Genomic DNA, 22,486 nt, shown 5'->3' on the forward strand with positions numbered 1-22,486 from the left:
GATATTTGTATCATTTGTTATATTTGTTACAACAAAAAGAAATCGCTTTCACAAAAGGAGGAGTTACATCATGGCAGTCAAGGTCGTAATCATCGGTGGAGGATCGAGTTACACCCCCGAAATCATCGAGGGATTCATTCAGCGGCAAGCGACGTTCCCGGTCCGGGACATCGTCCTCGTCGACATCGAGGAAGGAAGTGAGAAATTAGACATCGTCGGGCGCCTCGCCGAGCGGATGATTCAAAAAGCGGGTGCGGACATCAACCTCAATTGGACGTTGAACCGAAAAGAGGCGCTCCAAGGCGCCGACTTCGTCTCGACCCAAATTCGGGTCGGCGGTCTCGAGGCCCGGGCGCTCGACGAACGGATCCCACTGAAGCACGGCTTCATCGGGCAAGAGACGAACGGGGCCGGCGGACTGTTCAAGGCGTTCCGGACCATTCCCGTGTTGATCGAGCTCGCCAACGAGATGGCCGAGATTTGTCCCGACGCGTGGCTCGTCAACTTCACGAACCCGGCCGGCATCGTCACCGAGGCCGTGTTGAACCATTCGGCCCACAAGAAAGTCATCGGCGTCTGCAACATCCCGTTCAACATGCGCAACTCGGTCGCCGAGATTTTAGCGACACCGGTCGAGCAGGTCGCGATCGAGTTCATCGGGCTCAACCACTTCGTCTTTGGCCGTCACGTCTGGGTCGACGGCATCGACCGGACAGACGACGTGCTGGCGGCGCTCCATAACGGCACCGACTACTCACCGGCGAACATCGTCGGGCTCGGCTGGAGCGAATCGTTCCTGCAGTCGCTCCGCATGCTACCGAACCCGTACCATCAGTACTACTTCCAGACGAAAGACGTGCTCGCAAAAGACATCGAAGCGTACGAACAGAACGGGACGCGGGCCGAGGTCGTGCAACAAGTCGAGGCGCAGCTATTCGAGAAGTATAAGGACATCGAGCTCGCCGTGAAACCGGAAGAGCTCGAACAACGCGGGGGTGCCTATTACTCGGACGCCGCCTGCAACTTGATGGACTCGATCTATAACGACCGCGGTGACATCCAGACGGTGAACACGCTGAATCACGGCACGATCCGCGATCTTCCGGACGACGCCGTCATCGAAGTGAACGCCGTCATCACGAAGGCCGGGCCACGCCCGGTCGCCATCGGTGCGCTCCCGCTCCCGATCAAAGGGCTCATCACGAACTTGAAGACGTTCGAACAGCTCGCCATCAAAGCGGCCGTCTCGGGCTCGTACCACGACGCCTATCTCGCTTGTCTCATGAACCCGCTCATTCAAGATGAGAAACGAATCGATCCGCTCCTTCGTGAGCTGTTCGATGCGCACGAAACGTACTTACCCCAATTCAAGAAGGAGGTCTATTCATGAACAAATTCATCGAAATCGCTGGGCGCATCGGCTCCCAGCGTCACTTGGTCGCCATCCGTGACGGCTTCGTGTCGGTCATGCCGCTCATCATCGTCGGCTCACTCGCAGTCCTCATCAATAATTTCCCTGCCATCAACCTCGGCAGTTTCTCGCTCGACTTCGTCGGCATGATGAACAACGCCTTCGGGGAAGGCAACTGGCAAGGGCTCGGCGGCAACATTTGGACCGCCTCGTTCGCGATACTCGGTCTCCTCGTCGCCTTCTCGATCGGCTATAACTTGGCCCGGTCGTACGGGGTCGACGGACTCGCCGCCGGGATTCTCTCGGTCGCTTCATATATCATGCTCGTACCGGTCACGGCTGACTGGGGGCTGAACTTCGCCTGGCTCGGCGCCCAAGGTCTCTTCGTCGCCATCATCGTATCAATCGTCGTCACCGAGCTGTTCCGCTACCTCATCAACACGAAACTGACGATCAAAATGCCGGACGGGGTGCCGGGCGGGGTCACCCGTTCGTTCCAAGCACTCATTCCATCGATGCTCATCTTGACGCTCGTCGCCGGTGTACAGCTGTTTATGACGCTCCAAGTCGAGCTCAGTATTTTCGAGGTCATCTTCAAAGTCATCCAACAACCGCTCCAAGGGTTCGGCGACTCGCTCGCGGCCGGTCTCGTCATCGCCTTCTTGAACCATATCCTCTGGTTCTTCGGGTTACACGGCACGAACATCATCGGATCGGTCATCGAGCCGATTTACTTGCCGCTCATCGAACAAAACTTGGCCGCGTTCCAAGCCGGCGCCTCAGCGTATGACGTGCCGTTCACAGTGACGAAACCGTTCCTCGACACGTTCGTCTTCATGGGTGGATCAGGTACGACGTTCGCGCTCCTGCTCGCCATCTTCATCGTCGTGCGGAAACAGCGCCAACACCCGTACCATCAAGTCGCAAAACTGTCGGCACCAGCCGGTCTGTTCAACATTAACGAACCGGTCATCTTCGGTCTCCCAATCGTCTTGAACCCGGTCATGTTGATCCCGTTCATCTTGGTACCGGTCACGCTCACGATCGTGTCGTACGTCGCTTTGACCACAGGCATGGTACCGAAGACGGTCGCCATCGTGCCATGGACGACGCCACCGATCATTAGCGGTTACCTCGTCACGGGCGGCAGCGTCCGCGGCGTCCTGCTCCAACTCGTCAACTTGACGATCGCGACGGCGATGTACATCCCGTTCGTCATGGCCGGCGCCAAAGCGATGACGGCTGAAATGAATAAAAATAAAGCAGAAGTCAACGAAGGAGAGAAGATTTCGTGAAAACTGAAACACTACAACAATTGTCGTTCATGATCATCCTGCACGCCGGTAACGCCCGCTCGTCCGCGTTCGAGGCGATCCATGCCGCCAAGCGCGGTGAAGTGGAAACGGCCGAGGCGAAAATGAAAGAGGCCGACGCCGCCTTTTTAGAGGCGCATAAGATGCAGACCGAACTGTTGCAAGAAGAGGCGCGCGGCACGACGAGCGACATGAGCGTCCTGCTCGTCCACGCCCAAGACCACCTCATGACGGCGATGACCGTCAAAGAACTCGCCGTCGAGATGATCGATATGATCTCACGGCTCAATCGATTGGAGGAAACGAAATGAACATCTTACTCGTCTGTTCGGCAGGTATGTCGACATCGATCCTTGTAGAAAAAATGCGGGCCGAGGCCGCGAATCGCGGCTTAGACGCCACGATCGAAGCGATCCCGGAGTCACGGTTGAAAGAACAAACGAACGTCGACGTCATCTTGATCGGACCGCAAGTCCGTTACCTCGAAGGGAAAATCAAGGCGTCGGTCACGGTACCGGTCGCCGTCATCGACAATATGGCATACGGACTCATGAAAGGCGACCAAGTGCTCGACCAAGCACTCGGTCTCGTCCATGCGTAAGACGCACGTCTTGATCAACGCCGACGACTTCGGACTGACGGCCGGCGTGAACCGAGGCATCATCGACAGCCACGTCCACGGCGTCGTCAATTCGGCGACGATGATCATGAACGGCCACGCCGTCGAGGAGGCCGTACTGCTCGCGAAGCAGCATCCGGCCCTCCACGTCGGGGTACATCTCGCCTTGACGTGGGGACGCCCGCTCGCAAAGACGAGTCATCCGCTCACGAAAGCAGACGGCACGTTCCGCTACACGAACCGTTTTCTGACGGAGACACCTCCGGACCCCGAGCTCGTCTATCTGGAATGGAAAGCCCAAATCGAGGCGTTTCGCGCGACAGGTCTCCCACTCCATCACCTCGACAGCCATCACCACGTCCACGGCTGGACCCCGATTCAAGACGTCATCGTCCGGCTTGCCGAAGAATATGAGACGACAATTCGGGCCTTATCAACTCTCGACGCACGCCGGGATTTGTGGGTGACCGAACGGTTCACGGATCAATTTTACGGCGCCGGTGTATCACGAGAGACGCTCGACGCCATCCGACCGGGCGCATCGATTGAGGTGATGGTGCATCCGGCCGACATCGATGACACGTTACCGAGCGTCACATCTTACCTCGAGCAACGTCTCGTTGAAAAAGAACTACTCAAATCGTATCAACGCCCCGACTGGTGGGCATAACACAAGCGAGCCCCTTCCCTGGGACTCGCTTTCGTCATAGCTCGAAATGTTGTTTGATGCGTTCAGCGACGGTCGCCGCGTCAAGATGCGTGTTGTCGATGCGCAAATAGTTGTCGACATCGAGCTCCCCATCGCGTGAGTTCAAGCGGTGCATCGTCGCCGTCTGCTTCAATTCTCCTTCCGACCAGGCGATGTCCCGTTTCGTCGGTTTGTGCGTGAGCCGGTTCTCGGTCGTGTTGCGGACGAGCCGTTCCTCGATGTCCGCCTCAAGTTCGACGTAAAAGATGTCGGCCCCTTGAGACTCGAAAATCGTCGTCACGTGCCGCACGTACGCCCAGTCCTCTTCCATATCGAACGCCCAGACGAACGTGAAAATCATGCCCGGCAAGTCGCTTTTCGCGACCGACTCGAACAGTTCTTCCCGGAACAGTTGAACGAGCCGGCGTCCTTCTTCCGTCCCGTAACTGAAGAACGGGCTGACGAGGTCGATCGTCATATGGTTATGAAACAGCTTCAGCCCCGTCTCTTTCGCCAACTCTTGCCCGACCGTCATCTTCCCAACGGCTTGCGGGCCGAACAAAATGACAAATTTCATATGTACTCATCCCCCGATTCGTTTTCAAAAGTTTACCATACATAACGGCACGATATTTCGGGAATAGGATGATGATTTCCATTGAAGGAGGCATCTTTATGCCAAAAGATCCAAAAATAGAACGTTTCGTTTTGCGCGTCTCCGTCTTCGCCTCACTTTTCTTCGCCATCGCCGGCATCCTCGTCGGTCTCTGGCTTTCCTCGTCGTTCATCTTGTTCGACGGTGTGTATTCATTTTTGAGCGTGATCATGAGCTGGATCTCACTCCGGGCCGGCGTCTTCATGTTGACGGCCGATAAGCGCTTCCCGTTCGGCAAGAGCACGATCGAGCCGTTCATCATCTTGTTCCAATACGGCGTCCTCTTGTTCGTCATCGTCAACGCCTTCCTCGGTGCGATCGACGACATCCGCGCCGGCGGCAACGACCTCGTCCTCGGCGGGGCGCTCGCCTATTTGACGGTTAGCGGATTGATCACGTTTGCGATTTACCGGTATTTGAAATCATTCCAACTAAAAGCGAGCTCCGGCCTCGTCACGGCCGAGGTCGTCCAGTGGCGCCTGAGCGCCGTCCTCACGTTCAGCGCGCTCGTCGGCTACTTGATCGCCCAGATCCTCGTCTGGCTGTCGTTCGATGCCATCGCCCCATACATCGATCCGCTCATGCTCATGTTGATCACACTCTGGCTCGTCCGGACACCCCTCATCGAGATGTGGACGGCGATCAAAGAATTGATCGACATGGACACCGAGACGCCGTACAGTAAACAAATCCGGCTGACGGTCCTTCAAATCGCGCATCAGTTCGATGTCGACAAGACGTACGTCCGCACGACGAAGTCCGGCAACGTCTTGTTCCTTGAAATCGACCTCGTCGTCCCCCGTGACTACCCGTACGACACGATCGCCGACCAAGACAAGATCCGGCAACAACTGTCCGACGCGCTCGCCTTCTTACCGTATGAGAAATGGCTGACCGTCTCGTTCACGCATGACAATCGTTGGGCAGAGTAAAAGCGAGCGACGTGTTGTCGCTCGCTTTGTTCATGATTCAAACGCCCGCCGTAATATCTCTTCTTCATCGGTATGCCCTAAGTTTCGGTTCACGACCCGATTGACCTCGATGTCGAGCTCCTCTTTCAGCAAGTTGGCACTTCGGTCTTGACCGATGATGACGACGTTACTCCATTGATACTGTTTACGAAGCGAGCGCATCTCGCCGGCGACGTCCCGATAAAAGGCTCGAACTTGATTTTCTTTCCTGCTGTCGAACTGATCGATTTGGCTACTCGACGACGCATGGCCCCCTGCACCTCGCCCTTGATACCGTCTCCATTGATCCGTGTCTAAGTCGAGATCAAACACGACAACGTCTTCGACTTCCCCGAGCCGGGTGTCATAGACGGTAATGCTGTCAAGTTGGGCGAGCAAGATTCCCGTGTTGGGGAACTCGGCGTCGAGTCGCTCGATTGGTTCCACGTTAGGTTTGTCCCCATACTGGAAGTCATTATCGACATCGAGTTGGAGGAAATGAAGTCTGAACAGACCATCATCTCCTTCTGCGAACAAGACAATACTGCGCAACAACTTATGCTCATTATTCTTGATTTCTTGTTCAGCACGTTCCCGAACAGCCTTGAACGCTTTCAATTTTACCTCGTCACCGCCTGCCTCGACTTCTTGCTCGAGTCGGCGCAGCTCGTTCTTCAAATGGATTTCCCACTTGTCGCGCTCACTCGGTTTCGTGCTCAAGTATAGACTAAGTACGCCCGACTCCCCGTTGTGAAGTTGCTTGATCTGACCGAGTTCTTTTGATAATCCCATAACGTCTCCTCCTCAATGAATGAAAGCAACGAGTCTACTCATGAACAAAAACGGAATCGCGACTGACAAGATTAGGACCACCATACAATGCGATACAAACGACATAGAGTCTTTTCCCGTTTTTCAAAAGTTCAGTCAATCCCTCTCACCACATGCCCACACAAAAATTTGTTTACCCCTTCCCCAATTGAGGAATAGGCATACCATCTTATGTTTTAGAGAAAGAAGGTGTCATCCTCGTGACTTGCCCACAATGCGGAACGAAGACCCGCTCGCGAACGACCGCTTGTCCGACGTGTGGCCACCGCTCGCGTCGCTATCGATTGCTCATCATCCCATTCGCCTTAGCCCTCATCGCCTTCATCGCTGTCGTGACGAACGCATATTTGAAGGACAGTCCGCGCTCGACCGATTCCTTGGCCGACAAAGTGAAACTGAACATCACGGACGACACCGTCTCTGCGGATGCAGCGAGCCCGGCCGACCTTGACGCACTGCAAGACAGCCTGTTCACCGTCAGCTATGGAACCGGCTTTTTGATCAGTCCGCAAGACGTGTTGACGGCCGCCTCGAACGTGGCCGGCTTGACGGATATCGTCTTAGAACGTGACGGAAAAGAGATCGCCGGAACGGTCGTCGGTCGAAACGACGACATCGCCGTCATCCGGATTGAACAAGTCGACCTCACGCCATTTTCGTTCACCCAGGCGATCGCCGCGAACGATGAATCGCTCATGACGATGACGACGAAAGACCGTCTCAATGGAACGGTCACGTTCAATGAGACGGGTTATACGCGGAACTTCGATTTGCCGCGTTACGCGATCGGCAGCCCGCTCTTGACTGTGAACGGTCGTGTGCTCGCCATCCACTTGCGAGGGGAAGCGTTACCGGTCGCCTTGTTTGAACAAGACGTCCGTCTGTTCCTCGATTCGGACACACCAGCTCCTCCGACGGCCGATCTCGCGCCAGTCGCACCGATCTCACCGCTTCCTAAAGATGCGCCTGTGACGGAAGCACCGGCCCCACCAGCGCCTGCGCCTGTACAAGAAGAGGCGCAGGAGCCAGAAGCTGAACCGGAAGCTGCGCCGGAAGCGCCAGTCGAAGAGGCCGCCCCGCCGGCGGAAAAACCGGTCGAACCGACACCGCCACCAGAAGAAGAGACGACACCTGAGCCGACGGAACCGGAACAACCGGCCGAAGAACAGACTGAGCCTCCGGTCACGGAGCCTCCGGCCGAACCGGAAACCCCGGTGACAGAACCGGCTGAGCCGGAACAGCCGGCAAAAGAAGCCGAAAAGCCACTGAAGAAACAAGACAACAAACCAAAAGATAAACCGAAAGAAGAACCTCCCGTCAAAGAAGACAAACCAAAAGAAGACAAGCCGAAACAAGCCCCACCGGCATCGACCGATGAGGCTCAAGATGCAGCAAGCGAAGAAAGCACGCCTTCCGAATAAAGGAAGACGTGCTTTTTTCACGTGTCTTTGTTGAATTTTCGTTGCAAGTTGCCGAGCAGCCCGCCAAGCAACAATAGGATGATCGATAACATCCAAAATGGCATGACGTCCTGCAACAACCAGACGAGCAAGGCACTAAAGCCGATGACCGCGCCAAGCCAAATGATATTTCCCTTTCCCATACCCTCACCTCAACCCCATCATAGCACATCGATCCGATGCGCCGTCGCCTGCGGCGGCAAGGAACGCGTCATCTTCTCATCGTGCTCGACCCGGACGTATTGGCCGACGACGAGCGGCGGTTCGTGTTCGACACCCTCTTTCAAATGAAACACGATTCCGTCGAACGGCTCCGCCTCGGCACGGGGCGCGACCCGGATCGTCCCTTCCCCGACGTCGACGATATAGCCCGTGAACGTCACCATCTCCATCCCTCCTTTGTGTGAAGCTCCACTCTTTTTCTTTTCCCATTTTTTGAAAAAACTCTACTCCATTCACGCATTCGCTTGTATAATAAAGCAACAATCACACACGTACGGAGGGACACCATTTGAAACACACCATCGATTTAAACACCCCAGAATTCCAGCGTACGTTTCTCGAGATGATGCTCCTCGAAGAATTGAGCGAGGACTATAACACAGAAGCAATCGAGACGCTCGTCAAGCGCGGCGAGACGGCGTTCCCGAACGACCCGTTCTTCCCGGCGATGCGCGCCTACCCGCTCATCCGTGAAGGCGAGTTCGACCGGGCGAAACAACAACTCGACGAGGCGAGCACGCTTGGGGACCACTTCCTCATCCATTGCCTCCTCGGCGCACTGAGCGACGATTCCGGATTCACATACGAAGCCGAGCAACATTATTTACGGGCGGTCGAACGCTATCCGCACGTGCCGATGGCGCAACGGGCGCTCGCCATCCATTATTTCCATCGCAAGTTTTACGGGGAGGCCGGGCTCCACTTGATGCATTACGTCCGCCTCGCCGGGTTCAATGAAGAGACGGCCCCGATGCTGCTCGAGTTTTTCCAAGTGTTCGATGAGATCCCGCTCGAGATGAACGACGAGCTCATGAAGGCGGCCATCGGCTACTTGAACGCGAATCCGCGCAACCCACGGGCCCACTCGCTCTATGCTTCCATCTGTAGCCATCGTGTCGAGATGCTCGTCAAGCGTAACCCGGAGCATGAACAGCTCGACGACGAGACGGTCCACATGTTGATCGAAGTCCAAGAACACGGCATGTGGAGTGCGACATACGACGACAGCGAAGATCAAATGTTCCGCGCCATGTTCGCCGACTATGTCGACAACGTCATCTTGCCGAACACGTCACGTTTCTACGTGTACCGTCTGCGTCTTCGCTATTGGTATCACCGGCTCACCCATCGCGTGACCGGCGGCTATCCGGATTCGATGCGACCGTCATGAACATAAAACATCCCGCCTTCAGACAACGAGGGCGGGATGTTTTATGTTTATCGGAATTTATGCATAATCAAGTAGTCTTTATTCACGTAAGCGGTGCGAGACAATCCATCAAGCGGGAAGACAACAAGAAAATAGATGCCTGGGTTAACCGTCATCTGGAGCGTTTGGTACGTCACTCCATTTCCATTTGTAGATACAAACGGTTCACTGAAAGCGATTGGTTCCTCATTTAAATCATAAATACCGTATGCGAAGTACGGCGACAATCGGGCATCCCCGTATGTGCCGAAAAAGTCTAACGCTGTTCGTTTTTCAACGTTGAACACATACACATCCACATCATCTAGATTTAAAGTCGTCCCGCGAATGTAGCCATCTGCATAACGTAAAATGTCTGATTTCAGCCATTCATCATTTGGCTCTTCTTCAAACGTATCTCCTTTTCCATACGGCACAGGGAGAGTAGGAATTTGAACGTCCTCAATTAATGCCGTTTGACGTGCATCGAGTAATCCTAGCTGACGAATCGGGACTGCGTAGTTCATGTTTTGTGAGTTCTCAAACATCCATGTGACCACACCAACCACTTCCCCATAAATATTCAAGAGCGGTCCTCCCGAATTCCCGTAAGTAGTACTCGCATTGAATTGATAGTACTCAAGCCCGTCCACGACGACACTGTTGTTACTAATCATCCCTTCGGTAATCGTGTTGCTTACGCCACGCGGACTTCCTAACGCATATGTCTTTTCTCCCGTCGCCACTCTGGTTCCATTCATCTTTAAGACGGGAGGTGCCGTGGCGATTCGCGAAATATCGAGAACGGCCAAATCTAAAGTCTCATCGTAACGTTTGATTACTTTTGTGCGTACGAATGAGCCATTCGCAAATGAGACTTTCGCTTCCACGTTCGCTTCACCTTGCAAGACATGGAAATTTGTCACGACCTCACCTTTATTGACGACAAACCCGCTTCCAGAAGAAACGACTTGTCCTCGATCATTCAACATCTCAACCAACGCCACGGACGGGTTTGCCATTTTAAACAAATCGGTCGCGTTATACTTTCGCTTCGTGACCGTAACAGCAACGTTTTGTTTTAGTTTCGTTCCTTTGACCGTCACCGTCACCGTCGTCTTGCCAACGGCTTTTCCGGTAATCTTCCCGTTCACGACAGTCGCCACTTTAGGATTTAAGGACTGCCACACATAGACGGGTTTCTTCACACCTGAAGCCGTCGCTTTCACTACTTTTGATGTTCCCGTCATCAACGTGACCGTCTTTGGTGTCACTGTTAATTTCGAGGCAGCATCAACAGGTTGGGGAACCGTTCCGAAAAATAATAACATCATCAATATGATACTGATCCAACGCTTCATCCACTCCACTCCTCTCATCAAGTCAGTCTCATTATAGGAAAATCAATTAAGAAAAAGTCGTCTCCTTCACGCGAAATGGAAATAGATTCCTTAAGATTTGTTTACTCTTTTTTTCAATTTTCTAAGAATCCATGTGATGCGGATTTTTATTTTGAACCTAGCACGTAGTCATTAGTAAACTTTAGGCGTACAGCAGTCGTTTTGCGGCACAGAAAAGGCACTCCGCTCGCAGCGAAGTGCCTTTTCTTATACTGATTCGTCTTTATTTCACCCCATAAATGGATGAATCGGTCCGCGCAGCTCGAACGAGTAATCTTCATGATTGACGATCCCGACGACTTCGTCGCTCTCGAGCAGTTGCATTAAGAACTCCGCCATCTCCTCGGCCGTGTGATACTTCTCGACGTTTTGGCTATAGTCGAAGTCTGCCTCTTCACGGGCCCGGCTCGCGAACCCGGTTTCCGTCGCCGCCGGCGCGAGCACTTTCGCCCGCAGTTTGTCCCCGTTGTTCATGAGCTCACGCGCGATCCCTTCCGTATAGGCACTGACGAAGAACTTCGTCGCGCTGTACGTGACGCCTTTTTTGGCGATGTAATACCCGACGACGGACGCGACGTTCACGAGCGTCGCGCCTTCGACGTTATGATAGTCACGGACGTACAAGTTCGATAGCACCGTGAGCGCCTCGACGTTCAGACGAATCATGTTCTCCATCTTCCCGACCTCGGCGTCTTTCACGAGGTTCGAATCGCCGAACCCGGCGTTGTTGATCCACGTCTCGATGTCGAGGTCAGCGAGCGACTCGTACAAGGCGTACACGTTCTCGCTATACGATAAATCGTTCGTCTTCAAGATGATGTCGCTGTCCGGTGAGATCGACTTGATCTCTTGACGCAACTTCTCGAGTTCGTCGGTGCGACGCGCCACGAGGACGAGCGACTTCCCTTTTTTCGCGAGCTGTTTCGCCGCCTCGTATCCGATTCCTGAACTGGCACCTGTGATGACCGTATATTTCATGATGATTCCCCTTTTCTCCGTAAAATGCGTTCTTTTCGGCAATTCCCGAAACACGTTCTCGTCAATCCTTTGAACATACAAAAAGCCGTCCGCAGACGGCTCTTGTCACGTATTGAATTTTCCGATCAACGTTTGAAGGTCACCGGTCATGGTGCCAAGTGATTCGGCGACACCGTTCAGCTCTTGAATCATCGCGAGCTGGGAATCGGCCGTCTCACCGACACCACGCATCGTGCCCGCCATCTGTTCGCTCTCGCTGGCGATCCCGAGTGCGGCCGTCGCGACTTGTTTCGTCGTCACGGCGATCTCGTTTGACGCTTCACGGATATGGAGCGTGTTCTCGACCGATTTCTCTAACTGCTCGACGATTTGGCCGAACGCCTGCGTCGCTTTCTCGAGCAGTCTCGTGTTCACTTCGACACGTTTCGCACTCATTTCATGACGCGTCAGCACCGCGTTCGACTGGACTTGGATCGACTCGATCAAACCGGCGATCTTTGTCGCCGACTGTTTCGACTGTTCAGCGAGCTTCCGGACCTCTTCGGCGACGACGGCGAACCCTTTTCCTTGTTCGCCGGCCCGTGCCGCCTCGATCGCCGCGTTCAAGGCGAGCAAGTTCGTCTGGTCGGTGATCGATTGGATGACTTCGGTGATGAGCGCGATCTCTTCTGACTGCCGTTTCAATATCGCGATCGAATCGCCCGTCAGGCGTGTCTCCGTCTCAAGGGCGAGCACTTCTTGTTTCGCTTGCTGGATCGTCTCGCCGCCGTCCTCGGCAAGCTTGAGGCTTTTCGAGACGTCATCGCTGATCGTCCCGATTGAACGGGCAATCTGGTCGACACCTTCATCAGCCGCGGCGACCGCTTTCGCGCTGCCGGTCGCTTCCCGTGCTTGCGCGACCGTCTCTTCAACGACCCGCTCGATCATCCGTGTCGTCTCTTCCGTCTGCGAAGACATCTCTTCTGTGCTCGCGTACAGTTCTTCCGACTGGGCCGTGATCTCTTGGGCGTTCCGGCTCACCTCGTCGATCAAGTCGCGAAGGTTCGTCTTCATGCCGTTGAAGCCGACCATGAGTTGACCGATCTCGTCACGCGTCAACGCCTGCAAATCTTCGCGCGTCAAATCGCCCGCTGCGACGACGTCGACTTCTTTCGCGAGGAGACGAAGTGGGACGGTGACCGTGCGTTGCAAGAAGTACCCGGCGGCGAGCGTCAAGATGAGAATGACGACCGCCATGATAGCTGAATACATAACAGCACCTTCGCCCCGGTCTTTCAACTGCTCTTGCTTCTCGAGCATGGCTGCCTCCGACTCTTGTTGCATCGTCTCACCCGACTCGATGATTGAAGCCGTCACGTCCGGCATGAGGCGTAGCGCGAGCCGGTCGATGCTCTCTTGGTCGCCGGCATCGATGGCCGCAATCAACTGCTTCGCCAAATCGTCGTACCCTTTGGCGTATGATAAGAGATTCTCTAACTGTTTCGTCTCTTCTTCCGATTCCGACAGTGCAAGCAACGCTTTAATCGCCGCTTCTTTATCTTCCGAACCACGACGTTCCGCCTCGAGGCGGGCGTCGTCTTGTTCAAGGATGTAGCCGCGGAGCCCGTACGCTTGACGTGTCATCCCGAGCGATAATTCATCGGCCGCTTTCATTCTCATGACGTCTTTTGAAATCATCGCTTCGTAGCGGCTCGTCGTATCTTGCAACGTCCATAGAATGAACCCCATCCCGATGGCGACGAACAGTAAAATCAACCCGATGCCGCTGAATAGCTTTTGTTTTAATGACAGTGTTTTGAATCGTTTCATCTCTGTTGAGGAACTTGCCCTCTCCCACCTCTATTTCTTTCTGTTTTTGTTTCACTCCTTTCATCGGAAGATATCCCCTAATTTGTACCAATCATAAAAAGTTCGACAGTTTATTGACCTATATCGTAAGTTTATCGTTCCATTTTTTGTCACAAAAAAAGCCGCGACATCACGCCGCGGCCTACCGTTAAAGCTTAAACTGTGACACCCGGTTCGCGAGCTCGATCGCCCGCTGCTCGGTCTCGGTCATCCGATGCTGCACATCATTGAACCGTTCGACCGACAATTGGACTTTCTCCGAGATCGACTGCGTCCCGTCCGCCCCTTCGGTCACGGTCGTCGCGACTTCTTGGATGACACCGAGGATGCTGTCGGTCATATGGCGAAGCTGAAGGGCGTTCCCTTCGAACGTCTTCGCCGTCTCCCCGAACACGCTCGCGTCCGCCTCATATTGCGTCGCCGACGCCTCGAGCCGGTCATAGTCTGACAAGACCGTCGTATCGAGGAACGAAAGCATATCCGCCGAGCTCGTGTTCAGACGCTCGACCGAGTCGATGACCGTGTTCGACACTTCTCGAATCTCGTTCACCGTCTGGCGTGAGTTCTCGGCGAGCTTGCGAATCTCTGAGGCGACGACAGCGAAGCCACGTCCCGCATCCCCGGCCCGCGCCGCTTCGATCGAGGCGTTCAAGGCGAGCAAATTCGTCTGGTCGGCGATGGTGAGGATGGCCGTCGTCAAGACGCGAATCTCTTCGACCGACTTCGCGCCGCGAATCGCCTCGTCGAGTTCAAGCCGTTTCGCCTCGATGATCGCGTTCGCTTCCGTCTTCGACTGGATCGCTTGCGTGCGCATCGCATGGGCGCGCTGCTCGACGTGTTGTGCCGTCTCGGCACTGTCGTTCGACAAGTCGACGATCGAGTCGATCGACCCACCCATCTCCATCGTCGACGCGCTCATCTCTTGCGACGAGGCCGCCGTCTCTTCCATGCCGGCCGTCAATTCCTCGACCGTCCCGGACGTCTCTTCCATGTAGCGGCTCAGTTGCGTCACTTCTGCCGCGACTTCTTTCGAAGACGTGAGGACGACTTTCGCCGTCTCGTCGACGTCGATCATGATCTCGCGGAGCGAGGCGATGAACGTGTTGAACGACCGGCTCACTTGCGCGATCTCGTCGTTCGACGTGACCGGGATCGACATCGTCAAGTCCCCGCCTTGTGTGGCGAGCTCATCAAATTTCGTCTGGAGCGTCCGCATCGGCCGGATGATCGAACGCAGCAGGCTCAACCCGAGGAAGAGGAGCAGTGTGACCGCCCCGATCGTCACGGCGATGAGGGCGATGAGCGATTGTTTGAACTCTCGTTCCATGACGGCCCCGACACGCTCTGACCCTTCCGAGTTGTACGCGACGAGCGCCGTCAGCCGCTGCGTGAAGTTATCGTACGTCGCTTGCGACTGGGCGTCATAGTAAGAACGCGCCATGCCGTTGTTGCCGGACGTGCTGAAGATGAGCATGTTGTCCGAGACGCGCTGATACATCTCCCACTGACGGGCGAAGTAATCGAACAGTTCTTTATCCGTCGCCCCGGTCGCCGTCGCCTCATATTTCGGGGCGACCTCATTGATGCGGGCCCGGATGGCTTGCATCTCTGTCATCAACTCTTCTTTTCCGGCGACGTCTTCGGTGACGATATGTTCGAGCTCGAGCGCCCGATAGTTCGCGGCGAGCGTGTTCAACTCATGGGCGTAGTCGAGCCCTTTGTTCCAGTTGTTGACGATGTCGTCGGCTTGCTTGTTCGCATCGTTCAAGGACAGGAGCGAATAGCCACCGACCCCGATGACCATGAGGAGCGACAAGAGGACGAGCCCCCATAGCTTCTGGCGAATCGTCAGTCCTTTTTCGGTCCCGGCTTTCACCGATTTCGGCCGTCTTCGGAACGAGCGAAGCTTCGGTCGCCCGCTCAACTTTTGCCGCAAAGCTGACCAGTTTAATTTCTTCTTCATATATGTAGTCCCCTCTCAAACAAACGTTTCTTCCTATATCGACCGTTTTCAGAAAACTTTGAAGACGATTGACCAACATTAAAAAAAGATGGCTGAACGCTCAGCCATCTTTCCGAAGTTATTGGACGTTCAACACGGTCGTCGATCCTTCGATCATCTTGATCTCCGTCCACTTGACGACGTTCTTGCCGAGCGGGTCGTTCGCGACCATGAAGTCAGCGAGCGCTTTCACTTTCACCGGGTCGATCGGTTGTTTGACGTTGTTCAAACGGAAGCGGGCTACTTTATTGAACGTGTCCAAAAAGGCGATTTCGAGTTTTGTTTCAGTCATGATTCATTCTCCTCCTTAAATGTGGGTGTTAGACTAAGTCGTATTCGCGGACGACGGCGAGCGTGAAATCTTCTTGTTCGACCATGTCGATCATGAGATGGCCGAACGCCTCGGCCTCGTTGGCCGTGAGTGCCGCGCGGATCGGGCCGAAGCGTTGCGCTTTCTTCGTCGGTTTCAAACTTTCAAGGTCGTGGTGAGTCGTCAGGACGAGCGTCGCTTTCTTTTCTGTCAGCTGTGCCATGGGGAATGGCTCCTTTCGGGGGATGATTACGATTCAGAAGGACGGGTGGAGTCCAAGCGCTCGAGCAGCTGGATCATGCGCTCAAGCCGTGTCTCGATCCGGTGAAGCAGATAGAGCGAGACGACGATCGGAAATCCGAGGTTCGAGATGAGTTCGGGCCAACTCATGTGACCACCTGCTCATCGTGCCGGTTGTCAGTGGCGGGACGAGGGGATGCACGCATTGGGGGTTCCTCCAGTTTAGACCGTCACGTGGAATTCACGTGACACGATGTACGCGGCGGAGTCGACTGAAAGTAGTCCGATCAATAAATCACCGAACTGTTTGATCTCTTCGGTCTCCATCCGCGCACCGAGCGGACCGAAACGGACGAGCTGACGTTTGTCTTTACCGTCAACGAGCCGTTTCGTGTCGAGATAAAAGACGCTTGCGTATTCTCGATACACTGCCATATGTCTCACCTCCTTCGCCCCTATTAACCGGAGATCGGTAAGGTTTGCTCATTTTATTTCATTTTTGTGATTCATGACTATCGAACTATATTTTCTGAATATTAGTTCATCTCACCTCGGTCGGCTTTGTGATTGAGTTCTCATACCGTTTAGGGTATTGTTAAAAACGTTGATTCAAATTTCAAAATCCACCAAAAGTCCCACGAATTCATTTCCCCGCTTTCAAAAAACTGACAGTTAATTTCTTGAAAATCGGGTACTATACGAGGGAGGGCATTTTCATAATGCCAGTTTGACTTGAAGAAGGAGATATCTCAGATGAACAGCTTAGACATCGCACTCGCCACCCCTATTCCTTCCGCTCAATTCGACTTCGACCATACCGACCTGACCTTTCGCGCCACCGAATGGGAGACGTACCGTCCGGAACACGGGAAACCGTTCCAACAACGCGATCGGCACCTGACCGTCTATCCGCTCAAAGAACTGAGCCGAGCGTTCAGCGTCGCCGGCATTCCCCGCAGCCAGCAACAATTGATCAAATGGGAGACCGACGGCGTCTTGCCGCCTACCCCGTTCACGCTTGGCCGCAAACGGTACTATTCAGAAAATCAGATTCGCACGATCGTCGACATCGCATTGGAATGCGGGCTCCGGCCACGGACGCACGTCAAAAAGACGGGCTTCTCTGAATTGGCCCATAAAGAATTGTCGTACATACTCCAATTTGAACTAGCGGCTGAACAACCGCAAACATGAGAAAGACCGCCTTCCCTGACATAAAACAGGAAAGGCGGTCTTTATTGATGTGTACTCATAACTTCTCCCGCGCCGCTTCCGGCACGTCAGACGCCCCGACCTCATCGTACGACGTGACTGCATCGTCTTTCATATAAAGCATCAAGAAGGCACCTTGGCGTAACGCTTTAGCGGCGCTGAACGTGACGTTTTGTGGCTCGCCGTCTTTCGTGTACGCTTTCGTCTCATACGTATAACGGCGGACGACATCCCCCGAGTCGAGCGTCGTCTCTTCGACGTTCGTCACCTCCCCGACTTGAACATACACGTTCTCCTTGCCGAGCCGATTCCAGTCGATGTTGATCACCCCGACCGCCACGAGGACGAACGCGAGCGTGAACCCAATGATTTTCTTCATCTTAATTCTCTCCTTATAAGACAGATTTTGTGAAACGCCGGACCGTCACCACGTAATAGAGGGCGTAAATCGCAGAGTAGACGGTCATCCAAACGACGACCGGCACGGTGAAGTCCATCGCGAACAGACGCGAGAACGCGATCAAGGCGACGCTCGCATGGAGCAAGCCGAGCACATACGGCGCCAAGAAGACGACGGCGACTTGATGACGGATCGTCTGCTTGATGTCGCGTTTTGAGATCCCGACTTTACGCAACACCGCGTACGTCGCCCGGTCGGCCTCGGCTTCAGTCATCGTCTTGAAGTAGATGACGCTTCCGGTCGCGACGAGGAAGACGAGCCCGAGGAAACTGCCGACGAAGAGGAGCGCCCCGTTCACGGCCATCGTGTCCCGGTACAAATCGGTCGCGCTCGAGAAACTCGGTAGTCCGGATAAGCGTTCCGACAACGCCGCCTGGTCTTTATAGTCGGCGACTTTCACCGCGTGATACGACACCGCGTCACCGTCGATTGCTGCATAGACGTCGTCACGGGTGACGAGGAAGATGCCGCCGAACGTCATGACGTTGAGCGGGGTCGCTTCGATGCGCTCTTTGACGGGATACGTCGTGCCGTCGACTTCGACTTGATTCATCTCGTCATTGAACCGCTCATCAAAGAACGGGTCGACGAGACGCACTTCGTTGCCACTGAGGGCGGTCGGCTCCTCCCAATCGAGTCCGTCGACGAGCTGTCGATATGTCGATTCATCGATGACGCCATATTCGCGCTCCCCGTATTCATCTGGGACCCGTACCGTCTTTTTCCATACATCCACCTCGGCAATCACGTCCGCATCGATCGGTCGCGCGTCCCCTTCCCAGGCGAACGTGTACGGCGCGAACGACGTGACGTTCTCCTCGGCGTAGTAATAAAGACTGAAGATGGCGCCACCGGCCGTGATCGCCGTCGCGCTGATGATGCTGATGAGCGTGAGCGTCTTGGCGTTGCCGCGGATCCGGTATAACAGCTGTGACGTCGTCAACACGTTCAGGCGCCGCCACGACCAGTTCTCATTCGCTTTCATGCGGCCGAGGATGAAGACGAGGACACTATGAAACAAGAGCGCCGACCCGACGACCGTGAGCCCGATGATGAGGAGCGGCATGGCGAGGCTGAGCATTCTCCAAAGCGGCGACGTCAAATCCTGGAGCGCGAGCCAATAAGCGACGGCAAGCGTCACGACACCACCGAGCGCCGCGAACACGTTCGCTTTCGGGACGTCCTCCCCTTTTTTGTCGGCGTGGAACAGGTCGATCAGTTTGAACCGATAGATGACCCGATACCCTTGGAACGACGTGAACAAGAAAATGCCGAGAAAGACGAGAAACGTCTCGACGAGCGCCGACCGTGAGAACGCGAACCCGATCGACAAGTCACTGCTCATGAGCCGAAGCAGCACTTGCAACAGCGCGTTCGCCCCGACGACACCGAGCCCGATGCCGACGATGAGCGAGACGGCACCGATGACGAGATTTTCGAACAAGAGCAGCTGCCCGATCTGTTTCTTCCGGACGCCGAGGAGCGAGTAGAGCCCGACCTCACGCTTGCGACCCCTTAAGAAGAAGGCGTTCGAATAGGCGATGAACAAGGCGACGAAGATGAGCAAGATGAACGTCGAGGCGCTCATGAGCCCGCTGATCTGTTTCGACGTCTCGGCGAGCGCACTGATCTCGCCGCTATGTTTGAGCGTCGCGAACGTGAAGTAGATGATGATTGAAAAGATCGTCGTCCCGACGTAGAGCGCGTAGCGGGACAAGTTGCGGGCGACGTTCTTTTTCGCCAAATCAAAGAGCGTCATCGGACGCACCGCCTTTCAACTCTTCTAAAATCGCCTCATAGAACGCGTCGCGTGACGTCGCGCCGCGGATGAGTTCTTTCGACAGACGCCCGTCCTGAATGTAGAGGACGCGACGGCAGAAGCTCGCCGCATAGGCGTCGTGCGTCACCATCATGATCGTCGTCTCGGCCTCGTTCAGCCCGGCGAGCGTCTCGAGCAGGTCGGTCGCCGACTTCGAGTCGAGCGCACCGGTCGGCTCATCGGCGAAGATGAGCAACGGGTTCGAGATGAGCGCCCGGCAGACGGCCGTCCGCTGTTTCTGTCCGCCCGAGATTTGGTACGGGTATTGGTCGAGGATGTGGGTGAGCCCGAATCGTTTGGCGAGTGTTTCGACTTGTTGACGCGTCTCTTTGACCGGTGTCTTCGAGACGGCGAGCGGCAGCAAGATGTTCTCGCGCACCGTGAGCGAGTCGAGCAAGTTATAGTCTTGGAAGATGAAGCCGAGATGGTCGCGCCGGAAGTCCGACAGCGCCTCTTCGTCGAGCGTGGCAATATTCTTCCCGTCGACGAGGATGTCCCCTGCTGTCGGCGTGTCGATCGTCGCGAGCACGTTCAACAGCGTCGACTTGCCGGCGCCCGACGGCCCCATGATACCGACGAACTCGCCGTGGTCGATCGTGAATGAGACACCATCGAGCGCCTTGAACGTCGTATCGCCTTTCCCGTATGTCTTTTCAATGTGGTTGACTTGTAATAATGATTCCATGAATAGCACCTCTTTCTAACGACTACATTACAGGCGCCACCTTAACTGAAAATCACGCGTACCTTACGAAATCCTTAAATGGTATGATTTGTTCGAGAGGTGATCACATGGAACAACCACGCATCCTAATCGTCGATGACGAGAAAGATTTATGCACACTCATTCAAAAAGCACTCGAGAAAGAAGGCTTCACGCACATCGAGACGGCGCACACGGTGAAGGGCGGGATCGAGACGTTCCACACGTTCCGGCCGCACATCGCCATTTTGGATGTCATGTTGCCGGACGGGGAAGGCTATGACTTGTGCCGACAAATCCGGACGACGTCGAACATCCCGATCCTGTTCTTGTCCGCCAAGTCTGACGAGGTCGACAAAATCCTCGGCCTCGCCATCGGCGGCGATGACTACATCACGAAACCGTTCAGTCCGAAAGAAGTCGCTTTCCGCATCAAGGCACAGTTGCGACGGGTATCGATGTATGACGCCCCGGCGCAACAAGACGTCCACGTCGGCCCGTTCCGGATGAATGCGGACGGCAACGAAGTATATTTACATGACAACCGGCTCGAGCTGACGGCAAAAGAAGTCGGGCTGCTCGCCTGTTTCCTCCGCCACCCGAACCAGATCCTCAGCAAAGAGACGCTGTTCAACCGCGTCTGGGGCGAGGATTTTTACGGGTCGGACAACACGGTCATGGTGCACATGCGCCGCCTCCGTGAAAAAATTGAGCCCGACCCTTCCCGGCCGACGTATATCGTGACGGTCAAAGGGCTCGGCTATCGCTTTCACGTGTGAGGAGGACAAATGATGAAATGGAAACTGACCGGACGCTATCTCGTGTCCATCCTCCTCATCGTCGCGACCGTCATCATCTTGAACGTCACGATCCTCGTCGTGCTGCTCGTCAATGAGCGGACCGGGCTCGATGACGTCGAGAGCAATTCCGGCGAGACGTTCACCCGCACGTTCAACCAATATATGACGCTTGAAGACGGCGAACCGGTCGTGTCCGAGGCAGGGCTCGAGGCGCTCGAACGGAACAACGCCTGGCTCCAGGTGCTCGATGAGTCCGGGAACGTCGTGACGCAAGCGCGCGCCCCCGAGACGGCGCCCGACGCGTACACGCCGCTCGAACTGATTCACATCTATAAATACAAAGACGACGACTTGACGCTCTACTTCGTCGGCGGCTTCGAATCGTATAGCTATCTTGTCGCCTTCCCGGAAGCGACGGAAGGACGGCTCGTCACGATGATCGACCCCGAGTCGCTCATCGCCTACTTGTCGAGGGCAGGCCTCATCTTGCTCATCGTCGACCTCATCGTCGCCGCGCTCATCGGACTCGCGTTCAGTTCGCGCTTGACACGGCCCGTCTACCGGTTGACCGAGCGGATCGCCCAGCTGAAGGCACGCGACTTCTCGACCGTCGACCCGAAGCGTCCCGGCATCTATCGGCCCGTGTTCGCGAACTTGAACGACGTCTCGCAGACGCTCAAGACGTATGAACGGGAGCGCGAACAACTCGACGTCCGGCGCAAGGAATGGATGAGCAACGTCTCGCACGACTTGAAGACGCCGCTCGCCTCGATCCAAGGCTACGCCGAGTTGCTCGATGACACGGATGTCGACGAGACGGAGCGACGCCAGTACGCGGCCGTCATCGAACGGCAGGCGCGTTATATGAAAGAGTTGCTCGACGACTTCAACTTGACGATGCGGCTGCAGCACGGGGACTTCCCGCTCGAGAAAGTCGAGACGCGACTCGAGCCGTTCGTCCGCGAGCTCGTCATCGACGTGCTGAACGACCCGCGTTTCAGCCACCGCACACTCGAGTTTTCAAGTGTTGACGCGGCGACGCGGCAAATCGATGAGCACTTCATGAAACGGGCGCTCTTAAATTTCATCTACAACGCGCTCGTCCATAACGACGATTCGGTGCGCGTTTCGGTCCACGTCGACGGGGATACGATCACGATCGCGGACGATGGGCGCGGAATCGACGCGGCCGACTTGCCGTACATCTTCGAACGATATTATCGCGGCACGAACACGGACGATGCGCTCGGGAGCGGCCTCGGCATGGCCATCTCGCGCGACATCATCGAGGCGCACGGCGGGACGGTTGCCGTGACGAGTGAGACCGGCGCCGGGACGTCGATTCAGATCACGTTGCCGCAAGCTCCATGAAGACA

At 55.3% G+C, this 22,486-nt stretch carries 26 protein-coding genes; 11 read left to right on the top strand and 15 right to left on the bottom strand.

The annotated features are described in order from the left end of the window. Nucleotides 1-70 precede the first annotated feature (70 nt). From L971_RS05020 to L971_RS05040, 5 genes are read left to right on the top strand one after another with little or no spacing between them, the layout of a single operon-like run. Nucleotides 71-1,390, top strand: a complete 1,320-nt coding sequence (locus tag L971_RS05020) for a 6-phospho-beta-glucosidase (protein WP_047374670.1) — start codon at nt 71-73, stop codon at nt 1,388-1,390. After that, nucleotides 1,387-2,706 (top strand): PTS cellobiose transporter subunit IIC, encoded by a 1,320-nt coding sequence (celB, locus tag L971_RS05025; RefSeq protein WP_029693677.1) that lies wholly within the window; start codon nt 1,387-1,389, stop codon nt 2,704-2,706. The genes L971_RS05020 and celB overlap by 4 nt, the downstream gene beginning before the upstream one ends. 29 nt (nt 2,707-2,735) lie before the next feature. After that, entirely contained in the window at nt 2,736-3,035 is a 300-nt protein-coding gene (locus tag L971_RS05030; protein ID WP_047374796.1) for a PTS lactose/cellobiose transporter subunit IIA, read from the top strand. Next, nucleotides 3,032-3,325, top strand: a complete 294-nt coding sequence (locus tag L971_RS05035) for a PTS sugar transporter subunit IIB (RefSeq protein WP_024370665.1) — start codon at nt 3,032-3,034, stop codon at nt 3,323-3,325. Before L971_RS05030 ends, L971_RS05035 begins: the two co-directional genes overlap by 4 nt. Next, nucleotides 3,318-4,013, top strand: a complete 696-nt coding sequence (locus L971_RS05040; protein ID WP_047374673.1) for a ChbG/HpnK family deacetylase — start codon at nt 3,318-3,320, stop codon at nt 4,011-4,013. Before L971_RS05035 ends, L971_RS05040 begins: the two co-directional genes overlap by 8 nt. Before the next feature lie 34 nt (nt 4,014-4,047). On the opposite strand, the gene L971_RS05045 is transcribed toward L971_RS05040, so the two are convergent. Beyond that, the gene (locus L971_RS05045) at nt 4,048-4,608 is read right to left on the bottom strand and encodes an AAA family ATPase (RefSeq protein WP_047374675.1); all 561 of its coding nucleotides are present in this window, start codon (nt 4,606-4,608) and stop codon (nt 4,048-4,050) included. Between the two features lie 98 nt (nt 4,609-4,706). Between L971_RS05045 and L971_RS05050 the strand changes: the two genes are divergently transcribed. Beyond that, nucleotides 4,707-5,618 carry a cation diffusion facilitator family transporter gene (locus L971_RS05050; protein WP_047374676.1) on the top strand — a complete coding sequence of 304 codons (912 nt, stop codon included), beginning with the start codon at nt 4,707-4,709 and terminating at the stop codon, nt 5,616-5,618. Nucleotides 5,619-5,648: 30 nt separating this feature from the next. Here L971_RS05050 and L971_RS05055 read toward each other — a convergent pair whose 3' ends face one another. Next, nucleotides 5,649-6,428, bottom strand: a complete 780-nt coding sequence (locus tag L971_RS05055) for a VLRF1 family aeRF1-type release factor (protein WP_047374679.1) — start codon at nt 6,426-6,428, stop codon at nt 5,649-5,651. A gap of 239 nt (nt 6,429-6,667) precedes the next feature. On the opposite strand from L971_RS05055, the gene L971_RS05060 reads away from it, so the two are divergent. After that, the gene (locus L971_RS05060; protein WP_047374681.1) at nt 6,668-7,888 is read left to right on the top strand and encodes a trypsin-like peptidase domain-containing protein; all 1,221 of its coding nucleotides are present in this window, start codon (nt 6,668-6,670) and stop codon (nt 7,886-7,888) included. 17 nt (nt 7,889-7,905) lie between these two features. Here the strand turns inward: L971_RS05060 and L971_RS15145 are convergent, their stop codons facing one another. After that, entirely contained in the window at nt 7,906-8,070 is a 165-nt protein-coding gene (locus tag L971_RS15145) for a hypothetical protein (RefSeq protein WP_029334429.1), read from the bottom strand. Nucleotides 8,071-8,088: 18 nt separating this feature from the next. After that, on the bottom strand, nt 8,089-8,313 hold the full coding sequence (locus L971_RS05070) for a hypothetical protein (RefSeq protein WP_047374683.1): 225 nt from the start codon (nt 8,311-8,313) through the stop codon (nt 8,089-8,091). A 125-nt stretch (nt 8,314-8,438) separates the two neighbouring features. On the opposite strand from L971_RS05070, the gene L971_RS05075 reads away from it, so the two are divergent. Further along, nucleotides 8,439-9,320, top strand: a complete 882-nt coding sequence (locus L971_RS05075; RefSeq protein ID WP_231557564.1) for a M48 family metallopeptidase — start codon at nt 8,439-8,441, stop codon at nt 9,318-9,320. A 47-nt stretch (nt 9,321-9,367) separates the two neighbouring features. Here the strand turns inward: L971_RS05075 and L971_RS05080 are convergent, their stop codons facing one another. The 8 genes from L971_RS05080 to L971_RS05110 all read right to left on the bottom strand — a co-directional run bounded on the left by L971_RS05080 (nt 9,368) and on the right by L971_RS05110 (nt 16,551). After that, a complete protein-coding gene (locus L971_RS05080; RefSeq protein ID WP_047374685.1) occupies nt 9,368-10,699 on the bottom strand; it encodes a S1C family serine protease in 1,332 nt (443 codons plus the stop codon). 267 nt (nt 10,700-10,966) lie between these two features. Then, the gene (locus tag L971_RS05085; RefSeq protein ID WP_047374687.1) at nt 10,967-11,716 is read right to left on the bottom strand and encodes an SDR family oxidoreductase; all 750 of its coding nucleotides are present in this window, start codon (nt 11,714-11,716) and stop codon (nt 10,967-10,969) included. 105 nt (nt 11,717-11,821) lie between these two features. Next, a complete protein-coding gene (locus tag L971_RS05090; RefSeq protein ID WP_081977045.1) occupies nt 11,822-13,525 on the bottom strand; it encodes a methyl-accepting chemotaxis protein in 1,704 nt (567 codons plus the stop codon). 187 nt (nt 13,526-13,712) lie between these two features. Continuing rightward, on the bottom strand, nt 13,713-15,527 hold the full coding sequence (locus tag L971_RS05095; RefSeq protein ID WP_047374689.1) for a methyl-accepting chemotaxis protein: 1,815 nt from the start codon (nt 15,525-15,527) through the stop codon (nt 13,713-13,715). A 118-nt stretch (nt 15,528-15,645) separates the two neighbouring features. After that, a complete protein-coding gene (locus tag L971_RS05100; RefSeq protein ID WP_024370676.1) occupies nt 15,646-15,858 on the bottom strand; it encodes a DUF2922 domain-containing protein in 213 nt (70 codons plus the stop codon). A gap of 28 nt (nt 15,859-15,886) precedes the next feature. Beyond that, entirely contained in the window at nt 15,887-16,099 is a 213-nt protein-coding gene (locus L971_RS05105) for a hypothetical protein (RefSeq protein WP_029334422.1), read from the bottom strand. A gap of 26 nt (nt 16,100-16,125) precedes the next feature. Beyond that, the gene (locus tag L971_RS14925) at nt 16,126-16,266 is read right to left on the bottom strand and encodes a YvrJ family protein (RefSeq protein ID WP_081648572.1); all 141 of its coding nucleotides are present in this window, start codon (nt 16,264-16,266) and stop codon (nt 16,126-16,128) included. Between the two features lie 72 nt (nt 16,267-16,338). Beyond that, a complete protein-coding gene (locus L971_RS05110) occupies nt 16,339-16,551 on the bottom strand; it encodes a hypothetical protein (protein WP_024370678.1) in 213 nt (70 codons plus the stop codon). Nucleotides 16,552-16,869: 318 nt separating this feature from the next. Between L971_RS05110 and L971_RS05115 the strand changes: the two genes are divergently transcribed. Beyond that, nucleotides 16,870-17,310, top strand: a complete 441-nt coding sequence (locus L971_RS05115) for a MerR family transcriptional regulator (protein ID WP_047374691.1) — start codon at nt 16,870-16,872, stop codon at nt 17,308-17,310. Between the two features lie 55 nt (nt 17,311-17,365). Here the strand turns inward: L971_RS05115 and L971_RS05120 are convergent, their stop codons facing one another. From L971_RS05120 to L971_RS05130, 3 genes are read right to left on the bottom strand one after another with little or no spacing between them, the layout of a single operon-like run. Next, on the bottom strand, nt 17,366-17,707 hold the full coding sequence (locus L971_RS05120; protein ID WP_047374693.1) for a YxeA family protein: 342 nt from the start codon (nt 17,705-17,707) through the stop codon (nt 17,366-17,368). A 13-nt stretch (nt 17,708-17,720) separates the two neighbouring features. Beyond that, nucleotides 17,721-19,547 (bottom strand): FtsX-like permease family protein, encoded by a 1,827-nt coding sequence (locus L971_RS05125; RefSeq protein ID WP_047374696.1) that lies wholly within the window; start codon nt 19,545-19,547, stop codon nt 17,721-17,723. Continuing rightward, a complete protein-coding gene (locus L971_RS05130) occupies nt 19,534-20,292 on the bottom strand; it encodes an ABC transporter ATP-binding protein (RefSeq protein ID WP_047374698.1) in 759 nt (252 codons plus the stop codon). Before L971_RS05130 ends, L971_RS05125 begins: the two co-directional genes overlap by 14 nt. Nucleotides 20,293-20,399: 107 nt before the next feature. Between L971_RS05130 and L971_RS05135 the strand changes: the two genes are divergently transcribed. Together L971_RS05135 and L971_RS05140 are read left to right on the top strand one after the other, a co-directional pair. Beyond that, nucleotides 20,400-21,089 (top strand): response regulator transcription factor, encoded by a 690-nt coding sequence (locus L971_RS05135; protein WP_047374700.1) that lies wholly within the window; start codon nt 20,400-20,402, stop codon nt 21,087-21,089. Between the two features lie 12 nt (nt 21,090-21,101). Continuing rightward, nucleotides 21,102-22,481 carry a HAMP domain-containing sensor histidine kinase gene (locus L971_RS05140; protein ID WP_047374701.1) on the top strand — a complete coding sequence of 460 codons (1,380 nt, stop codon included), beginning with the start codon at nt 21,102-21,104 and terminating at the stop codon, nt 22,479-22,481. Nucleotides 22,482-22,486 lie beyond the last annotated feature (5 nt).

This window comes from Exiguobacterium sp. ZOR0005 (genome assembly GCF_000798975.1).
Taxonomy (GTDB): Bacteria; Bacillota; Bacilli; order Exiguobacteriales; family Exiguobacteriaceae; genus Exiguobacterium; species Exiguobacterium aurantiacum.

Bases quoted from the DNA above. Each gene is read 5' to 3' on its own strand.
- L971_RS05030 (WP_047374796.1), top strand. From the start codon at position 2,736: ATGATCATCCTGCACGCCGGTAACGCCCGCTCGTCCGCGTTCGAGGCG.
- L971_RS05045 (WP_047374675.1), bottom strand. From the start codon at position 4,608: ATGAAATTTGTCATTTTGTTCGGCCCGCAAGCCGTTGGGAAGATGACG.
- L971_RS05110 (WP_024370678.1), bottom strand. From the start codon at position 16,551: ATGGCAGTGTATCGAGAATACGCAAGCGTCTTTTATCTCGACACGAAA.
- L971_RS05105 (WP_029334422.1), bottom strand. From the start codon at position 16,099: ATGGCACAGCTGACAGAAAAGAAAGCGACGCTCGTCCTGACGACTCAC.
- L971_RS05140 (WP_047374701.1), top strand. From the start codon at position 21,102: ATGAAATGGAAACTGACCGGACGCTATCTCGTGTCCATCCTCCTCATC.
- L971_RS05020 (WP_047374670.1), top strand. From the start codon at position 71: ATGGCAGTCAAGGTCGTAATCATCGGTGGAGGATCGAGTTACACCCCC.
- L971_RS05050 (WP_047374676.1), top strand. From the start codon at position 4,707: ATGCCAAAAGATCCAAAAATAGAACGTTTCGTTTTGCGCGTCTCCGTC.
- L971_RS05085 (WP_047374687.1), bottom strand. From the start codon at position 11,716: ATGAAATATACGGTCATCACAGGTGCCAGTTCAGGAATCGGATACGAG.
- L971_RS05115 (WP_047374691.1), top strand. From the start codon at position 16,870: ATGAACAGCTTAGACATCGCACTCGCCACCCCTATTCCTTCCGCTCAA.
- L971_RS05120 (WP_047374693.1), bottom strand. From the start codon at position 17,707: ATGAAGAAAATCATTGGGTTCACGCTCGCGTTCGTCCTCGTGGCGGTC.
- celB (WP_029693677.1), top strand. From the start codon at position 1,387: ATGAACAAATTCATCGAAATCGCTGGGCGCATCGGCTCCCAGCGTCAC.
- L971_RS05130 (WP_047374698.1), bottom strand. From the start codon at position 20,292: ATGGAATCATTATTACAAGTCAACCACATTGAAAAGACATACGGGAAA.
- L971_RS05040 (WP_047374673.1), top strand. From the start codon at position 3,318: ATGCGTAAGACGCACGTCTTGATCAACGCCGACGACTTCGGACTGACG.
- L971_RS05070 (WP_047374683.1), bottom strand. From the start codon at position 8,313: ATGGTGACGTTCACGGGCTATATCGTCGACGTCGGGGAAGGGACGATC.
- L971_RS05035 (WP_024370665.1), top strand. From the start codon at position 3,032: ATGAACATCTTACTCGTCTGTTCGGCAGGTATGTCGACATCGATCCTT.
- L971_RS14925 (WP_081648572.1), bottom strand. From the start codon at position 16,266: ATGAGTTGGCCCGAACTCATCTCGAACCTCGGATTTCCGATCGTCGTC.
- L971_RS05095 (WP_047374689.1), bottom strand. From the start codon at position 15,527: ATGAAGAAGAAATTAAACTGGTCAGCTTTGCGGCAAAAGTTGAGCGGG.
- L971_RS05055 (WP_047374679.1), bottom strand. From the start codon at position 6,428: ATGGGATTATCAAAAGAACTCGGTCAGATCAAGCAACTTCACAACGGG.
- L971_RS05100 (WP_024370676.1), bottom strand. From the start codon at position 15,858: ATGACTGAAACAAAACTCGAAATCGCCTTTTTGGACACGTTCAATAAA.
- L971_RS05090 (WP_081977045.1), bottom strand. From the start codon at position 13,525: ATGAAACGATTCAAAACACTGTCATTAAAACAAAAGCTATTCAGCGGC.
- L971_RS05125 (WP_047374696.1), bottom strand. From the start codon at position 19,547: ATGACGCTCTTTGATTTGGCGAAAAAGAACGTCGCCCGCAACTTGTCC.
- L971_RS05135 (WP_047374700.1), top strand. From the start codon at position 20,400: ATGGAACAACCACGCATCCTAATCGTCGATGACGAGAAAGATTTATGC.
- L971_RS15145 (WP_029334429.1), bottom strand. From the start codon at position 8,070: ATGGGAAAGGGAAATATCATTTGGCTTGGCGCGGTCATCGGCTTTAGT.
- L971_RS05080 (WP_047374685.1), bottom strand. From the start codon at position 10,699: ATGAAGCGTTGGATCAGTATCATATTGATGATGTTATTATTTTTCGGA.